13 protein-coding genes are annotated in these 14,992 nt (G+C 64.0%); 8 read left to right on the forward strand and 5 right to left on the reverse strand.

The window, feature by feature from the left end:
- Positions 1 to 122: 122 nt before the first annotated feature.
- From ACUXV1_RS08975 to dusA, 5 genes are all read right to left on the reverse strand, one after another.
- The gene (locus ACUXV1_RS08975) at positions 123 to 503 is read right to left on the reverse strand and encodes a RidA family protein (protein WP_043642167.1); all 381 of its coding nucleotides are present in this window, start codon (positions 501 to 503) and stop codon (positions 123 to 125) included.
- A complete protein-coding gene (gene hemW, locus ACUXV1_RS08980; RefSeq protein WP_446015170.1) occupies positions 503 to 1,714 on the reverse strand; it encodes a radical SAM family heme chaperone HemW in 1,212 nt (403 codons plus the stop codon). The genes ACUXV1_RS08975 and hemW overlap by 1 nt, the downstream gene beginning before the upstream one ends.
- A 49-nt stretch (positions 1,715 to 1,763) precedes the next feature.
- Positions 1,764 to 2,357 carry an RdgB/HAM1 family non-canonical purine NTP pyrophosphatase gene (gene rdgB, locus ACUXV1_RS08985; RefSeq protein ID WP_446015171.1) on the reverse strand — a complete coding sequence of 198 codons (594 nt, stop codon included), beginning with the start codon at positions 2,355 to 2,357 and terminating at the stop codon, positions 1,764 to 1,766.
- Between the two features lie 204 nt (positions 2,358 to 2,561).
- The gene (locus tag ACUXV1_RS08990) at positions 2,562 to 3,632 is read right to left on the reverse strand and encodes an ABC transporter substrate-binding protein (RefSeq protein ID WP_019104484.1); all 1,071 of its coding nucleotides are present in this window, start codon (positions 3,630 to 3,632) and stop codon (positions 2,562 to 2,564) included.
- A gap of 334 nt (positions 3,633 to 3,966) precedes the next feature.
- Complete coding sequence (dusA, locus tag ACUXV1_RS08995) at positions 3,967 to 4,995, reverse strand: tRNA dihydrouridine(20/20a) synthase DusA (RefSeq protein WP_141111116.1); 1,029 nt, start codon at positions 4,993 to 4,995, stop codon at positions 3,967 to 3,969.
- Between the two features lie 431 nt (positions 4,996 to 5,426).
- Here dusA and ACUXV1_RS09000 point away from each other — a divergent pair, with 431 nt between their 5' ends.
- The 8 genes from ACUXV1_RS09000 to ACUXV1_RS09035 all read left to right on the forward strand — a co-directional run bounded on the left by ACUXV1_RS09000 (position 5,427) and on the right by ACUXV1_RS09035 (position 14,983).
- Positions 5,427 to 7,460: a glycoside hydrolase family 3 protein gene (locus ACUXV1_RS09000; protein ID WP_446015173.1), complete on the forward strand. Its 2,034-nt coding sequence runs from the start codon at positions 5,427 to 5,429 to the stop codon at positions 7,458 to 7,460.
- A 247-nt stretch (positions 7,461 to 7,707) separates the two neighbouring features.
- A complete protein-coding gene (locus tag ACUXV1_RS09005; protein WP_208854926.1) occupies positions 7,708 to 8,469 on the forward strand; it encodes an AraC family transcriptional regulator in 762 nt (253 codons plus the stop codon).
- A gap of 208 nt (positions 8,470 to 8,677) precedes the next feature.
- The gene (locus ACUXV1_RS09010; RefSeq protein ID WP_446015175.1) at positions 8,678 to 9,607 is read left to right on the forward strand and encodes a DMT family transporter; all 930 of its coding nucleotides are present in this window, start codon (positions 8,678 to 8,680) and stop codon (positions 9,605 to 9,607) included.
- Positions 9,608 to 9,650: 43 nt separating this feature from the next.
- The gene (locus ACUXV1_RS09015) at positions 9,651 to 10,472 is read left to right on the forward strand and encodes a 3-keto-5-aminohexanoate cleavage protein (RefSeq protein WP_446015176.1); all 822 of its coding nucleotides are present in this window, start codon (positions 9,651 to 9,653) and stop codon (positions 10,470 to 10,472) included.
- 159 nt (positions 10,473 to 10,631) lie between these two features.
- The gene (locus ACUXV1_RS09020) at positions 10,632 to 11,300 is read left to right on the forward strand and encodes an alpha/beta hydrolase (protein ID WP_446015177.1); all 669 of its coding nucleotides are present in this window, start codon (positions 10,632 to 10,634) and stop codon (positions 11,298 to 11,300) included.
- Between the two features lie 12 nt (positions 11,301 to 11,312).
- Positions 11,313 to 12,515 (forward strand): 3-oxoadipyl-CoA thiolase, encoded by a 1,203-nt coding sequence (gene pcaF / locus ACUXV1_RS09025; protein ID WP_446015179.1) that lies wholly within the window; start codon positions 11,313 to 11,315, stop codon positions 12,513 to 12,515.
- Positions 12,516 to 12,567: 52 nt separating this feature from the next.
- The gene (locus ACUXV1_RS09030; protein WP_194427673.1) at positions 12,568 to 13,779 is read left to right on the forward strand and encodes an 8-amino-7-oxononanoate synthase family protein; all 1,212 of its coding nucleotides are present in this window, start codon (positions 12,568 to 12,570) and stop codon (positions 13,777 to 13,779) included.
- Positions 13,772 to 14,983, forward strand: a complete 1,212-nt coding sequence (locus ACUXV1_RS09035; RefSeq protein WP_196783839.1) for an MFS transporter — start codon at positions 13,772 to 13,774, stop codon at positions 14,981 to 14,983. Before ACUXV1_RS09030 ends, ACUXV1_RS09035 begins: the two co-directional genes overlap by 8 nt.
- Positions 14,984 to 14,992 lie beyond the last annotated feature (9 nt).

Genomic DNA, 14,992 nt, shown 5'->3' on the forward strand with positions numbered 1-14,992 from the left:
GCGAGCAAGAGCGAGACAAGGCGAAAACGGCTGAGAAAGCGGAGTGTACACGTGGTACACGAGCATTCTGAAGCTGTTCTCAACGCCGTATCGCCAACGCGCAGCAGATCGTGAACAGGTTCTTAGAGCACCAGAACCGCTTCCGCCTCCACCAACACGCCCTTGGGCAGGCTGGCCACGCCCACGGCGGCACGCGCCGGGAAGGGTTGGCTGAAATACTGGCCCATGATTTCGTTGAAGGTGGCGAAATTGGACAGGTCGGTCAGATAGGCGTTGAGTTTGACGATCTGGTCCAGGCTGCCGCCGGCGGCTTCGCATACCGCCTTCATGTTCTTGAACACCTGGTGGGTTTCAGCGGCGAAACCGCCTTCCACCACGTTCATGGTGGCCGGGTCCAGCGGGATCTGGCCGGACAAGTAAACGGTGTTGCCGGCTTTCACAGCTTGCGAGTAAGCGCCGATGGCGGCCGGGGCCTTGTCGGTGTGAATGATTTCCTTAGCCATTATTCATCTCCTTCTTTCAGGAACAGGGTTAATAAGTCATTGAGGAAGCGTTGGCCCTTGAGCGTGGGCCGCAACATCACGGCGTCGCGCTCAATCAGGCCTTGCGCCTTGGCTTGCGTCAACGCGGATTGTATGCCGGACAGCGGCAGACCGGTGCGCTCTTGGAACAGACGCAATTCGAAGCCTTCGGTCAGCCTCAGCAGGTTCATCATGAATTCGAACGGCAGTTCGTCGCGTGTCACCTTGCGGCTGCTTTGCAAGGGCTTGCCCTCGGCCACCGCTTTCAGATAGGCGGCCGGCTGCTTGTGACGCATCTGGCGGACAATGCCCGCGTGGCTGCTGATCTTGCCGTGGGCGCCGGCGCCGATGCCGACATAGTCGCCGAACTGCCAGTAGTTAAGATTGTGCCGCGCGCGGCGGCCCGGCCGCGCGAAGGCCGAGGTTTCGTAGTGCTCGAAACCGGCGGCGGCGAGCCGCGCTTCGATCGTCTCCTGCATATCGGCGGACACTTCGTCGTCCGGCAGATTGCGCGGCGTCTCTGCGGCAAACAGGGTGTTGGGCTCTATCGTCAGGTGATAGGCGGACAGATGAGTAATCCCATAGGACAGTGCGGTGTCCAGATCGGCCAGCGCTTCGTCCAGGGTCTGCCCCGGCAACGCGTACATCAGGTCCAGATTGACGTTGTCGAAGTGGCTGAGCGCGATGTCGATGGCGCGACGCGCCTCCTCGCCGTCATGGATGCGGCCCAGCGCCTGCAAATGCGCAGGCTTGAAGCTCTGGATGCCGATGGACAAGCGGTTGATGCCGGCCTCGCGGTAGCCGCGGAAACGCTCGGCCTCGAACGTGCCGGGATTGGCTTCCATGGTGATTTCCGCATCCGGCTGCAGACGCATGCGCGCGCGCACGCCGGCCAGCAGCGCGTCCATCGCCTGCGGCGAGAACAGGCTGGGCGTGCCGCCGCCCATGAAGATGCTGGTCAAGGGACGGCCCCAGACTTCCGGCAGGCTGAACTCCAGATCGCGCAGCAAGGCGTCGACATAGGCCATCTCGTCGAAACCGCTCTTGGGCTCGTGCGAATTGAAGTCGCAATACGGGCACTTGCGCACGCACCACGGGAAATGGATGTACAGCGACAGCGGCGGCAGCTCCGTCAAAGCGGGCTGCCCGCCCAAGCCCCCAAGCGCGGACAGCGAGATCTTGGTCACCTGCACGTTGCGGCTCCTTGTCGCTTCAGCCGGGCGCAGAAAGGAAGAAAGGGCTTCATGCCAACGCGCGCAGCTTGGCCAGCAGCGCCTGCATCGCCTGGCCGCGGTGGCTGACGCGGTTCTTCTCCGCCGCATCCAGTTCGGCCACGCTACAGCCGTGTTGCGGCAGCCAGAAATGCGGATCGTAGCCGAAGCCGCCCGTGCCGGCCGCCTCGTCTTTCACCTCACCAAACCACATGCCGTCCGCCACCAGCGGCTGCGGATCGTCGGCGTGGCGCACCAAGACCAGCACGCAGTAATACCAGGCGCGGCGGTTGGCTTCGCCTTGCAGCGCCGCCACCAGCTTGGCGTTGTTGGCGGCATCGGACTTGGGCTCGCCGGCGTAGCGGGCCGAATACACGCCCGGCGCGCCGGACAACGCCTCGACGCAGATGCCGGAGTCGTCGGCCAACGCCGGCAAGCCGGTCATGCGGCTGGCGTGGCGCGCTTTTTCCAGCGCGTTTTCCAGGAAAGTGTGGTGGGGCTCCGGACATTCCGGCACCTGCAGTTTCACCTGCGGAATCACTTGTATGCCCAGCGGCGCCAGCAGCGAGGAGAATTCCTTCAGCTTGCCGGCGTTGTTGCTGGCCATCACTAATTTGTCGAACATTGAGAACTCCATCGAATGCGACGCAGCCCCGACGACGCCGGGGCTGCGGACATAAGTATAAGAACTTATTCAAAGTCTCGCGAGCTAGCGCGAGACAAGGCGAAAACAGCTGAGAACGCGGAATGTACGCGTGGTACATGAGCATTTCGAAGCCGTTTTCAACGCCGTATCGTCGACGCGCAGCAGACTTTGTTCAAAACAAGCTTAACGGCTGACCTTCACTTCCGTCCACATCCGCGCCAGCGAGCGCCGTTCCACTGGCGTCAGCTCACGTAGCACCGTCCATTTCTTCACGGTGTCCGGCGTCGGATCGATCACCGGATGGGCTTTCAAATCCGCGCGGAAAAAGGGAGCGGCGGTTTTAACCGGATTAGTGGCGCCGTTAAGGTTGGTCAGTTGGGCGGCGTTCTTGCCGTCCAGCATGAAGTTGATGAACTGATGCGCCAGGTCCGGGCGTTTGGCGCTGGCCAGGACCGCCATGGTGTCCACGCCCAGCTCATTGCCTTCCTTCTGCGCCACATTGGCGATGTGGAAGCGGCGCTTGGCCTGCCGCGCGTCCTCGGCGGCCTGGAAGAACTCGGTGGAATAGCCCAGCGACACCCAGATATTGCCCACTGCCAGCTCTTTCAGATAACTGGCGTTGGAGAAGGTGGCCCAGTAGGGCTTGGCCTGCTTGATCACCGCCTGCGCCGCGCGATAATCCGCCTGGCTGGCGGTGTTGGGGTTCTTGCCCAAGTAGAACAGCGCGGCGGCGAACACCTCGCGCGAGCTGTCCAGCACGGTGACCTTGCCCTTGATCTTCTGCAGCACCTTGGGATCGAAGATCACAGACCAGCTGTGCGGATCGATGCCCAGTTTCTGCAAGCGCTCCGCGTTGTAGCCGACCGAGGTCAGCGACAGCACCGTGGGCACGGTGTAACGGTTGCCGGGATCATAGCTTTGGGACAAGTAGGCGGGGTCGACGTTCTTCAGATTCGGCAGCTTGGCGTGATCCAGCGGCCGCAGCAGCTTCTGTTTGCTCATCGCCTGGATCACGAAGCTGGATGGAAACACCATATCGTAACCCTTGGCCCCGGCCGCCAGCTTGGCCAGCATTTCCTCATTATCGCCGTAGTAATTCTGCACCACGCGGCAATCACAGCTTTTCTCGAACTGACGGAGGATGGCGTCCGACAGCGAGCCGCTCCAGTTATAGATGTGCAAGACGTCCTTGGGCCCGGCCCAGACGGCGGACGACAGGATGGAGGACAATAGGACAAGCTTCAGCGGTTTCAATTCAGATTCACCTCCAGACGGCCATGACCAGCATGGCGAACAGAAAAGGCGGCAAGCCGCCATGGCGGGTTTCCCTCTTGGGAAGCCCCGCGACGTAGAACCTGTTCAAAGTCCGCTTAGCATAGACAAGCGTCGCGTTCTGATGCCCATGCGCGGTAGGCGCATTAGCGCTTCTTCAACGGTTTCGGTCTTGTCTCGCGCTAGCCAGCGAGACTTTGAACAAGCTCTTAAATACGGCGGCGTCGGGCCCTGCCTCAGCAAGAGCAACGCTCTCGCCTTGCTACAGCAGACCCCGGCGCCGCGAATCCGTTCCTGGCCGCAACGGCCAGGCGGTTTATTCAGCGCGGCGGGCTGCGCCCAGCGTCGCCTCCAGCGCCTGTTGCAGCAGGCGCTCGTCGGCGCCGTCCAGCAATTTGGCGTCGGACAGCATGCGCCGCCAGTTGCGCGCGCCGGGAATGCCCTGAAACAGGCCCAGGATGTGGCGGGCGATATTGCGTGTCTTGTGACCCTCGGCCAGACGCGCCGCCACATAGGGCATCATCGCGGCCACCACCTGTTCTCGCTCCGGCGCGGCGGCGACGCCGTAGTAGCGCTGGTCCCAATCCGCCATCAGCCAGGGGTTGTGGTAGGCCTCGCGCCCCACCATCACGCCGTCGACGTGGCGCAGATGCTCGTCAATGTCGGCCTGGCTTTTGACGCCGCCGTTGATCAGGATTTCCAGATCCGGACGCTCCTGCTTCAGCCGATAGACGTAATCGTATTTCAAGGGCGGGATTTCGCGGTTTTCCTTGGGGCTCAGGCCTTTGAGAATGGCGTTTCGCGCATGCACGATGAAAGTGCGGCAGCCGGCGTCCGCCACCTGGCCGACGAAATCGCTCAGGTAATCGTAATGCTCGATGCGGTCGATGCCGATACGGTGCTTGACCGTCACATCAATGGACACCGCGTCGCGCATCGCTTTGACGCAGTCGGCCACCAGCTGCGGCTCGGCCATCAGGCAGGCGCCGAAAGCGCCTTTCTGCACCCGTTCCGACGGGCAGCCCACGTTCAGATTGACCTCGTCGTAGCCCCACTCAGCCGCCAGCTTGGCGCAACGCGCCAGCTCCGTCGGCTCGCTGCCGCCCAGTTGCAAGGCCAGCGGATGTTCCGCCTCGTCGAAACGCAGGTGGCGTTCAACGTCGCCATGCAACAACGCTCCGGTGGTCACCATCTCGGTGTACAGCCAGGCATGCCGAGTGATCTGACGCGCGAAATAGCGGTAGTGACGGTCGGTCCAATCCAGCATCGGCGCCACCGATAGACGGCGCGGCGGCAAGCCGTCGCTGTTCCCAACCCTAGAATGCTGCACTCCGCTGTCCTGCATCGTATCCATATCCACCCGAAACCAGATCGCCGCTCAGCGCCGGCTGCAGACCGGCCAGCCATCGCGCTAAGCGTTTGAAAAAAGGCATGAATTATCCTCCCGCACCCGAACAAGGGTCAAGCATTTAGGCAAAAACACCGAGCAATCAAAGGGATATGGCGATTTTGTCCCAACGATTCTCCCCCATAGGCAACTTTTTCAAAAATTGAATTTCATAAGCTTTAACCTCGGCAGCCGCTTCTTCGCGCCGGACGCGCCCTGGCAGGGGTGTCTGGCGTGCCAATCCATTACTAACAAGAATCATTCACAAATGAATATATTCATGAAAATAGAATCCAGCCCTCGCGCCTGTCCGCCGGACCAGCGTTGCAGGCTGTAGGGCGGGCCTGCCCGTCATTCCGGATGTTTCCACTTCAGCACAAGGTTGACCCATGTTTAAACCACACTCCCTGCGCTTACCGGCGCTGATGCTATTGCCGGCGCTGTTGAGCGGCTGCCTGGACCAGCCCAGCGTCGAGCAGCAAGCCGCGCGCATCGTCGAACAAATGAGCCCCCGCGAGAAAATCGGCCAGAAAATCATGATGGCCTTCCGCTACTGGTGCCCGGACGATCAGCCCGCCTGCACCGCCGGCATGACCGAACTGCCGGAAGCCGCCAGCCGCGCCTTGCGCGACAACGCCATCGGCGGCGTGATTCTGTTCGCCAACAATCTGACCGATCTGCAGCAAACCCGCCGCCTGTCCGAGCAGATCCGCAAGGCGCGGCCGCAAAACAGCCCGGTCGGCCTGTTGATTGGTTCTGACCAGGAGGGCGGCAATGTCTTCCGCTTGCCGCGTCCGCTGGCCACCAGCTTTCCTGGCAATATGGCGCTGGGCGCCGCCTATGAAGCAACTCGGGATAGTGGCCTGGCCCGCGACTCCGGCCGCGTTCTGGCCGCCGAGATCCGCGCCGTCGGCTTCAACGTCAACTTTGCCCCGGACGTGGACGTCAACAGCAATCCGCTCAATCCGGTAATCAATGTCCGCGCCTACGGCGACGACCCCGCCACCATCAGCCTGCTGGGCCAGGCCACGACGCAAGGCATGCGCGAGCAAGGCGTGATCGGCTCCTTCAAACACTTCCCCGGCCACGGCGACACCGCCACCGACTCCCATTACGGTCTGCCCGTGGTCAACAAATCGCGCGCCGACGCCTACGCCATCGACCTGGCGCCCTACCGCCAAGCCATCGCCTCCGGCCAGCCCCCGGAGATGATCATGACCGCCCACATCCAGTACCCGGCGCTGGACAACAGCCAAATCACCGCCCGCAACGGCGAACGCATGATCGCGCCGGCGACCATGTCGCGCAAAATCCAGCACGATCTGCTGCGCGGCGAGATGGGCTACCAGGGCGTCACCGTCACTGACGCGCTGGACATGAAGGGCATCAGTGATTTCTTCGAGCAGGCCGACGCGGTAATCAAGGTGTTCCAGGCCGATGTCGACATCGCGCTGATGCCCACCGAGTTCCGCACCGCCGCGCAAGCCGGCCGGCTGCGTCAATTAATCGACCAAGTAGCCGCCGCGGTGGCGGACGGACGGATAGACCGCGCCGAACTGGACCGCTCGGTGCGGCGCATCGTGGCGATGAAGTTGCGCAACGAGGTCACCCCTGCCGGCGAAGCCAAGCCGTTGCCGGAGTTGAGCACCATAGGCGGTGCGGAACACCGCGCGGTGGAAGATAAGATCACCCGGCAATCCATCACCCTGCTGCGCAATCAGGGCGCGGCGCTGCCGTTGCGCTCGCCCAGCCAGCGCATCTTCATCCTGACGCCCTGGGGCGAGCAGGCCGAGGCGATGCGTCGCCGCTTTGATGAGAAAGGCTATCGCCAAGTCAGCGGCGCCAAGCTGAGCGCCACGCCGTGGGAGGCCCAGAAACAGGCGATCGATCAGGCCGACGTGGTCGTCATCGGCACCCTGGCCACCGGCGTCAGCCCGGTGGAGCGCAACGGCGACCCCAACGCGCCGGCCCTTGCGCCTCGACTGAAACGCAGCCTGCCGACTGAAGCGGCGTCGGCGCCGATGTCCGGCAACGGCTCCCTGGTCTTCAACGTGGCGGAAGACCTGCCGTCCTTGCAAACCCGTTTCGCCCGCAGCCTGTCCACGCCGCCGCTCAGCGAGGCGCAACAAATGCGCAATGCGATGGAATACGCCAAACGGCAAGGTAAGAAGCTGATCCACGTGACCTTGCGCGCGCCTTACGACGTGATCAATTACGACGATCTGGCAGACGCCACGCTGGCCACCTACTCCTACTACGGTTATGAGAACGGCCTGCGCGGGCCCTCCATGCCGGCGCTGGTGGACGTCATGCTGGGCGCGAACCCGCCGGGCGGCAAGCTGCCGGTGGCCATCCATGCGCTGGATGAAAACGGCCAGCCGGGCGCGTTGCGCTACGCGCGCGGTTTTGGGCTGAGGTTCTGACGAAGCATCGCTCTTCTTAACCCTCCTCCTAACGCACCGCGGCCCTCCGGCCGCGGTGTTTTCTTTTGTCCTTGCGGGGGCGGAGCCGCAACCCCAAGGCATTCGCATCGAAATAGACACAATTTATACTGTATGAATATTTTGTGCGCTGCAGTATCATGAGATTGAACTCGCGGCTGAAGACGCCCGCACAACAGGGCCGCAAGCCGCGCGGAACCGGGCTACCCTCAAATAAGAAAGCAAGCGCATGGCCATAGAATCCAACGCTGTCCTGCCGGACTTCGCCGCGTGGAGCATGTCCAAGGACTTTCCCAGCGGTCATCAAGTCGGCCGCCACCAACACCGCGAAGGCCAACTGATTTTCGCCGTCTCCGGCGTGATGGAGCTGTCTACCTCCGACGGCCTGTGGCTGGTGCCGCCGCAGCGCGGCGTCTGGATGCCCCCGGCGGTGGAGCACAGCATGCGTGCCCGCGGCACGGTGTCCTTGCGCACGCTGTACATACAGTCCCCCCGCTACTTGGCGCAATTGCCGCGTCACTCCAAAGCCATCGCCATTTCGCCGCTGATGCGGGAAATCATCATCCGCCTGATGCGCACGCACGCCATTCCCCACGACAACCAAAAAGAAGGCCGCTTGCTGGATTTACTGATCGACGAAATCGAATGGTCCAGCGAAACGGCCTTGCCGCTGCCCCCGCTGGGCGACCCGCGCTTGCAACGGGTGTGCTCGGCGATTCTGGCCAATCCAGGCGACCGCCGCGGCCTGAGCGAATGGGCGGAACTGGTGGGCGCGTCCAGCCGCACGCTGGCGCGTTTGTTTCAACAGGAGTTGGGCGTGTCCTATCTGTACTGGCGCCAACAAGTATGCGCAATGGCGGCCCTGCCGCGGCTGGGCGCCGGCGAGCCGGTCACCCTGATTGCCTCCGACCTGGGCTACGAAACCCCCGGCGCGTTTTCCTCCATGTTCCGCCGCATTATGAACGCGGCCCCCAGCCAGTACTTCTCTTGAGCTCATAAGCTGTTCAAAGCCGCGCCGGCAAAAGCGAGGCTTTGAGCAGCCACTCCTCCACCCCGCGGCCCCGCGCGCCGACACGGCTTTGCCGCAGCGCAGCATGATTGTCCGTTTTGACGCAGCAATTGTCCGCTTGCAAGAAGCCTGAGCCAAACCGTTTCAATATGATAAATAGCTATTGAAACCGCTGTCTGGCCAGGTGACCATGTCCCATCCCAACTACGACGCCAAACGCTATTGGCTGCTGATTCTGGCCGCCACCTTTTTGTTTGGCTCCACCTTCCCCACCTCCAAGATCGTGCTTTCGGAAATGCCGCCCTTATGGGCGGCGGTGGCGCGCTTCACCGCCGCCGCCGCCGGCATCGTCCCCATACTGCTGTGGCAGCGCTTCCGCTATCCGCGCGCTTTCGTCCGCCCGCGCCCCTGGGGCGTGCTGGCGCTGATCGGGCTGCTGCAAACCGCCGGCTCAATGGGCTTTCTCAATATCGGGCTGCGCAGCACCACACCGGCCAAGGCCGCCATCCTGATGGCCTGCACCCCCTTGATCGTGGCCTTGATGTCGCGGCTGGCGCTAAAGGAAAAAATCCACCCTCTGGCCGCCGTCGGCCTGGTCCTCGCTTTCTTCGGCGTCGCCGTCTGCATCGGCTTGAACAAGCTGGACGGCTTCGGCGCCGGCGACGCGCTGGTGCTGTGCGGCGCGGCCTGTTGGGCCGCGTCCACGCTGGTGATCAAGGGCAGCCGCATCGTGATCAACGTCTGGGTGCTGACTTTCTGGCAGATGCTGGTCGGTTCGGCCTGCCTGGCGCTGCTGGCCTGGGCCGGCGGAGAAGTCCCCGCCCCGCCGCACAGCGAGCGGGTGTTGGCCGCCTTTTTGTGGCTGGCGCTGCCGGCCACCACCGGGGCCATGGCGCTGTGGTTCATGGCGCTGGACCTGGGCGGCGCGGTGCGCACCAGCGGCTTCCTGTTTCTATCTCCGCTGTTCGCCACCCTGATTTCCTTTGTCGCCTTCGGCTATTCGCTGTCGTTGCATGAACTGATCGGCGGCGTGCTGATTGGCGTCGGCATTTATCTGGTGTCCAAGCGCCCAACCGCCGCCGCGCAGCCTCAAACCGCGCCCGCAGGCGACCAGATCTGAGCGCCGTCGCTTTTTACCCTTTATTCACATGAGCTTTCCCACCATGCAAAAACTCATCATCACCGCCGCCGTCAACGGCGGCATCACCAGCCGGCAAAAACATCCGGGCGTTCCGTTCTCGCCTGAGGAAATCGCCCAGGCCGCCTACGAATGCTGGAACGCCGGCGCGGCGGTGGTCCACATCCACGCCCGCAACCCGGACGGCACGCCCAGCTACGACGCGGACGTCTACGGCGAGATCGTCCGCCGCATCCGCGATCGCTGCGACATCCTGATCAATCTGAGCACCTCCGGCCTCAACCTGCCGCCGCAACTGGAGAAGAAGGAAGCCTGGAATCACCTGCCCTTCCGCCCCGACATCGCCTCCTTCAACTGCGGCTCGGTCAACCACGGCAGCAAGCCCTTCATCAATCCGCCGGAGCTGGCGCGCGCGCTGGCCTTGGACATCCGCGAATACCGCGCCAAGCCGGAGATCGAGGTCTACCACCAGGGCATCATCGGCGAGGCGTTGAAACTGCAGGAAGACGGCTACCTGAGCGGCCCGCTGTGCTTCAGCTTCGCCATGGGCATACAGGGCGGCGCGGCCGCCACTTGCAAGAACCTGCTGCATTTCGTCGAAAGCATTCCGCAGGACAGCGTGTGGTCCGCGCTGGGCATAGGCAAACACCAGCTGGCGATCAATCTGCACACCCTGCTGCTGGGCGGCCATGTTCGCACCGGCCTGGAAGACAACGTCTATTACCGCTACGGCGAACTGGCCCGCGACAACACCCAACTGGTGGAGCGCCTGGCGCGCCTGGCCGGCGAAGTCGGCCGCGAGATCGCCTCCCCCGCCGAAGCCAAGCAGATTCTGGGCATCCACTAAGAACATGTTTACGTTCTCGCGAGCAAGAGCGAGACAAGGCGAAAACGGCTGAAGAAGCGGAGTGTACATACGGTACATGAGCATTCCGAAAACGGTTTCAACGCCGTATCGCCGACGCGCAGCAGATCGTAACGCCAAGCCATTCAAAGGACACACTACATGAGCACGATCGATCCGAATCCGCACAAAGAACAAGGCCTGGAAATCTACGGCGCGCCGCTGAACCAGGCCAAACTGGCGGTGGTGCTGCTGCACGGCCGCCGCCAGAGCGCCCTGGACGCCTACAAAAACGGCGAGGCCATCGGCCTGGCCGACGTCGCCTACATCCTGCCCATCGCCAAGGACCGCACCTGGTATCCGCACAGCTTCATGGCGCCGCTGGAGAGCAATCAGCCCGCGCTGGATCAGGCGCTGGATTGCGTCGAGGCCACCATCGAAGAATTGCGCGGCTACGGCTTCGCTAATCGCCAGATCGTATTGATGGGCTTCTCCCAGGGTGCTTGCCTGGCCGCCGAATTCATCTATCGCCGCCCCAGCCCGATAGGCGGGCTGATCGCCTTCTCCGGCGGCCTGTTCGGCCCCGACGAGTCTGCCTGGGGCGAGCCAACCGCGGCGCTGGACTTCCCGGCCTTCTTCGGCACCAGCAACAGCGACAGCTGGATGCCGCTGGAGCGGATCCAACGCAGCGCCGAGGCCTTCCGTCGCGCTGGCGCCAAGGTGGATTTCCGCGTTTATCCGGACATGCCCCACCACGTTTGCGCCGACGAAATCGACGCGGCGCGCGATTTGCTGTCCGCGCTGTTGCAACCGCAAACCAGCTTGAGCTGAGAGGAAACCGCAATGACCGACGCCTTCATCTGCGACGCCGTGCGCACACCCATCGGCCGCTTCGGCGGCGCCTTGTCCGGCGTGCGCGCCGACGATCTGGCCGCGGCGCCGCTGCGCGCCCTTCTTGAGCGCAATCCGGGCCTGGACCCGGCGGAGATAGACGAAGTCATCCTGGGCTGCGCCAACCAGGCCGGCGAGGACAACCGCAACGTGGCCCGCATGAGCCTGCTGCTGGCCGGCTATCCGGAGAGCGTCCCGGGCCTGACTGTGAACCGCCTGTGCGCCTCCGGTCTGGACGCGGTGGCGCTGGCGGCGCGCGCAATCAAGTCCGGCGAGGCCGAGCTGCTGATCGCCGGCGGCGTGGAATCCATGTCGCGCGCGCCCTTCGTGATGCCGAAGTCGGAAAAAGCCTTCGGCCGCGACATGCAGATCTACGACACCACCATAGGCTGGCGCTTCGTCAATCCGGTGATGGAGAAGCAATACGGCGTGGACACCATGCCGGCTACCGCGGAGAACGTGGCGCGTGAATTCGGCGTTAGCCGCCAGGATCAGGACGCCTTCGCGCTGCGCAGTCAGCAGCGTTACTTCGCCGCGCTGGAAACCGGCGCCTTCGCCGAGGAAATCGTGCCGGTGACGATTCCACGCCGCAAGCAGGACCCGCTCATCGTCAGCCGCGACGAACACCCGCGCCAGACTTCTCTGGAGGAACTGGCCAAGCTCAAGGCGCTGTTTGGCCCGGAATCCAGCATCACCGCCGGCAACGCCTCCGGCGTCAACGACGGCGCGGCGGCGATGATCATCGCCTCGGCTTCGGCGGCGCAACGTCACGGCCTGCGTCCGCGCGCGCGGGTGCTGACCTCGGCCAGCTCCGGCATCGCGCCGCGCATCATGGGCGCGGGCCCGATAGAGGCCAGCCGCAAGGCGCTGCGCCAGGCCGGCCTGGGCATCGAGGACATCGACATCATTGAACTGAACGAAGCCTTCGCCGCTCAGGCGCTGGCGGTCACCCGCGCGCTGGGCCTGCCGGACAACAGCGAACGCGTGAATCCCAAAGGCGGCGCCATCGCGCTGGGCCACCCGCTGGGGATGAGCGGCAGCCGGCTGGTTTTGACCGCCGCCGCGCAGTTGCAGGCCAGCGGCAAGCGCTACGCGCTGTGCACCATGTGCGTGGGCGTGGGACAGGGCGCGGCTCTGATTCTGGAGCGGGTATAAGCCGGACGAGGCGGCCATGACGGCCGCCGCCAAACCATACGAGGGGGGAAACATGCATCAACACGCCAATATCAAAAAAGCCATTCAGTTGAGTAACAGCTTCTGGGACATCACCACCCAGGCCGGCATGGCCAATATCGTCACCCGCAACCTGGGCGACGGCCGTCACGAGGCGGTGGCCAACGGCAAGCGCTTCGTCAATATGTCGTCCTATTCCTATCTGGGCCTGGACTCGCACCCGGACATCCTGCAAGCGGCGGCGGACGCGGTGTTGAACACCGGCTCGCTGAATACCTCGATTTCGCGCATCCGCGTGCAGTTCGACATCCTGCAGCAGGCCGAGGACGCGCTGGCGGAACTGGTGGACGCGGAAACGCTGACCGTGCCGTCTTGCGCCGCCGCCGCCGCGGCAGCCCTGCCCCTGCTCGCCTCCGGCGCGCTGACCGAGGATGTGCCGCCCTTGATGGTGTTCGACAAGAACGCCCACTTCTGCCTGAACATGATGAAGCCGATCTGCGCCGACGAAGCCGAGATCCACACCATCCGCCACAACGATCTGAACGCGCTGGAAGACCTGTGCAAAACCCATGCGCGCGTGGCCTACGTCGCCGACGGGGTCTACAGCACCGGCGGCATGGCCCCGGTGCCGGAGCTGCTGGCGTTGCAGGACAAATACGGTTTGTTCCTGTTTTTCGACGAAGCTCACGGTCTGTCCACGCTGGGCCGCCACGGCCGCGGCCTGGTGCTGGAAACCATGGGCGGCATCAATGAGCGCACCTTGATCGTCACCTCGCTGAACAAGGGCTTCGGCGCGTCCGGCGGCGCCATCTTCCTGGGCCCGCGCCACCACGCGGAGCGCCGTAAGCTGGCCACCCGCTTCGGCGGACCGGTGACTTGGTCGCAACGCATCAACACCGCCGGCCTGGGCGCCATCATCCAGTCCGCGGCCATTCATCGCTCCGAGGAGCTGCCGCGCCTGCAACAGCGGTTGCAAGACAATATCCGCCTGTTCGACCAACACGTGGCCTCCGACAATAGCGGCGAGCCGCTGCCCATCCGCTTCGTCTCCATCGGCTCGGAAGAAAACACCATCTTCTACGCCAAGAGCTTGCTGGAAGACGGTTTCTACACCTCGCCCATCTTCTTCCCGGTGATCGCCAAGGGCCGCGCCGGCCTGCGCATCATGATCCGCGCCAATATGAGCACGCAGGAGATCGAACGCTTCGCCGCCTGCCTCAATCAGTTGCGAGCCGCCCATGAATGAGAAAACCCTGACCGCGCCGCAAGCGGCGCTGGCGCAGCCGGCCGGCCGGCTGATGGCGCTGGCCTGCCTGATCGTGTTCATGGCGCAGATGGCCACCACCGTGTATCTGCCTTCGCTGCCGGCGGTGATGCGGGAGTTGGCGATGAGCCAGAGCCTGGTGGAGATGTCCATTTCCGGCTATGTGGTGGGCGCGGCCTTGCCGGTGCTGTTCTGGGGCTCGGCGGCCGACCGTTGGGGCCGGCGCGGACCGCTGCTTATTTCGCTGGCGCTATTCATCGTCTGCAGCCTGCTGCTCGCCTTCGTGTCCAACGCCGCGGAGCTGCTGACGCTGCGCGTGGCGCAAGGCATCGCCGGCGGCGGCGCGGCCATCATCGCCCGCATCATCGTGCGCGATCACTGGCGCGGCGACGATCTGGCTCGCAAATTATCCGTGCTGTCCATCGCCTTCATCACCGCGCTGGGCGGCGGCCAGTTCATCGGCGGTCTGATCGGCAAATACAGTCATTGGGAAGCCGGTTTCGCCTTGATGGCGGTCACCGGCGCCGTGGCGGCGCTGCTGACCATGGGCCTGCCGCTGCAAGCCGGCCGCCCGGCCGCCTCAGCCTCCGGCCCCAGCCCGTACTGGCGCATTCTGCGCCGCCCCGGCTTTCTATGGCCTGCCTGCGCCGGCGGCCTGGGCTTCGCCACCACGGTGACCTTGCAAGAAGTCAGCCCCTTTGTGTTTCAGGAGCACTTCGGCCTCGCGGTGGCCGGTTTCGGCAACGTCGGCCTGTTGATCGGCCTGTCTTACTTCAGCGGCGCCATGGTGGTGAACCGTCTGGTGGCCCGCGTGGGCGGGTTGCGGCTGATGCGCGCCGGCTCGGCGCTGCTGGCCGCGGCCACGCTGGCCATGCTGCTGGGCTGGCATCTGGGCTTGTTGGAGCATCAGCCCGGCTTGTGGCTGTTCATCGGCCTCTACTGCCTGACCATCTTCGGCCAGGCGGTGCTGTTTCCCAACAGCATGGCCACCGCCGTCAGCGACGCCAAGGAACACGGCGCGCATGCGATGGCCTTGTGCGGCTTCCTGCAGCAAGGGCTGGCCGGCATCGCCGCCACCGTCTCGGTGCTGCTGCATCACGATGGCGCCTGGACGCTGGCGGTAGCCGCCCTCGGCCTGTTGACCCTGTCCCAAGTGCTGTTCAAGGTGCGCCCGCGCGCGTCCTGAATCGAGGAA

This window comes from Chromobacterium sp. W521 (assembly GCF_052805975.1).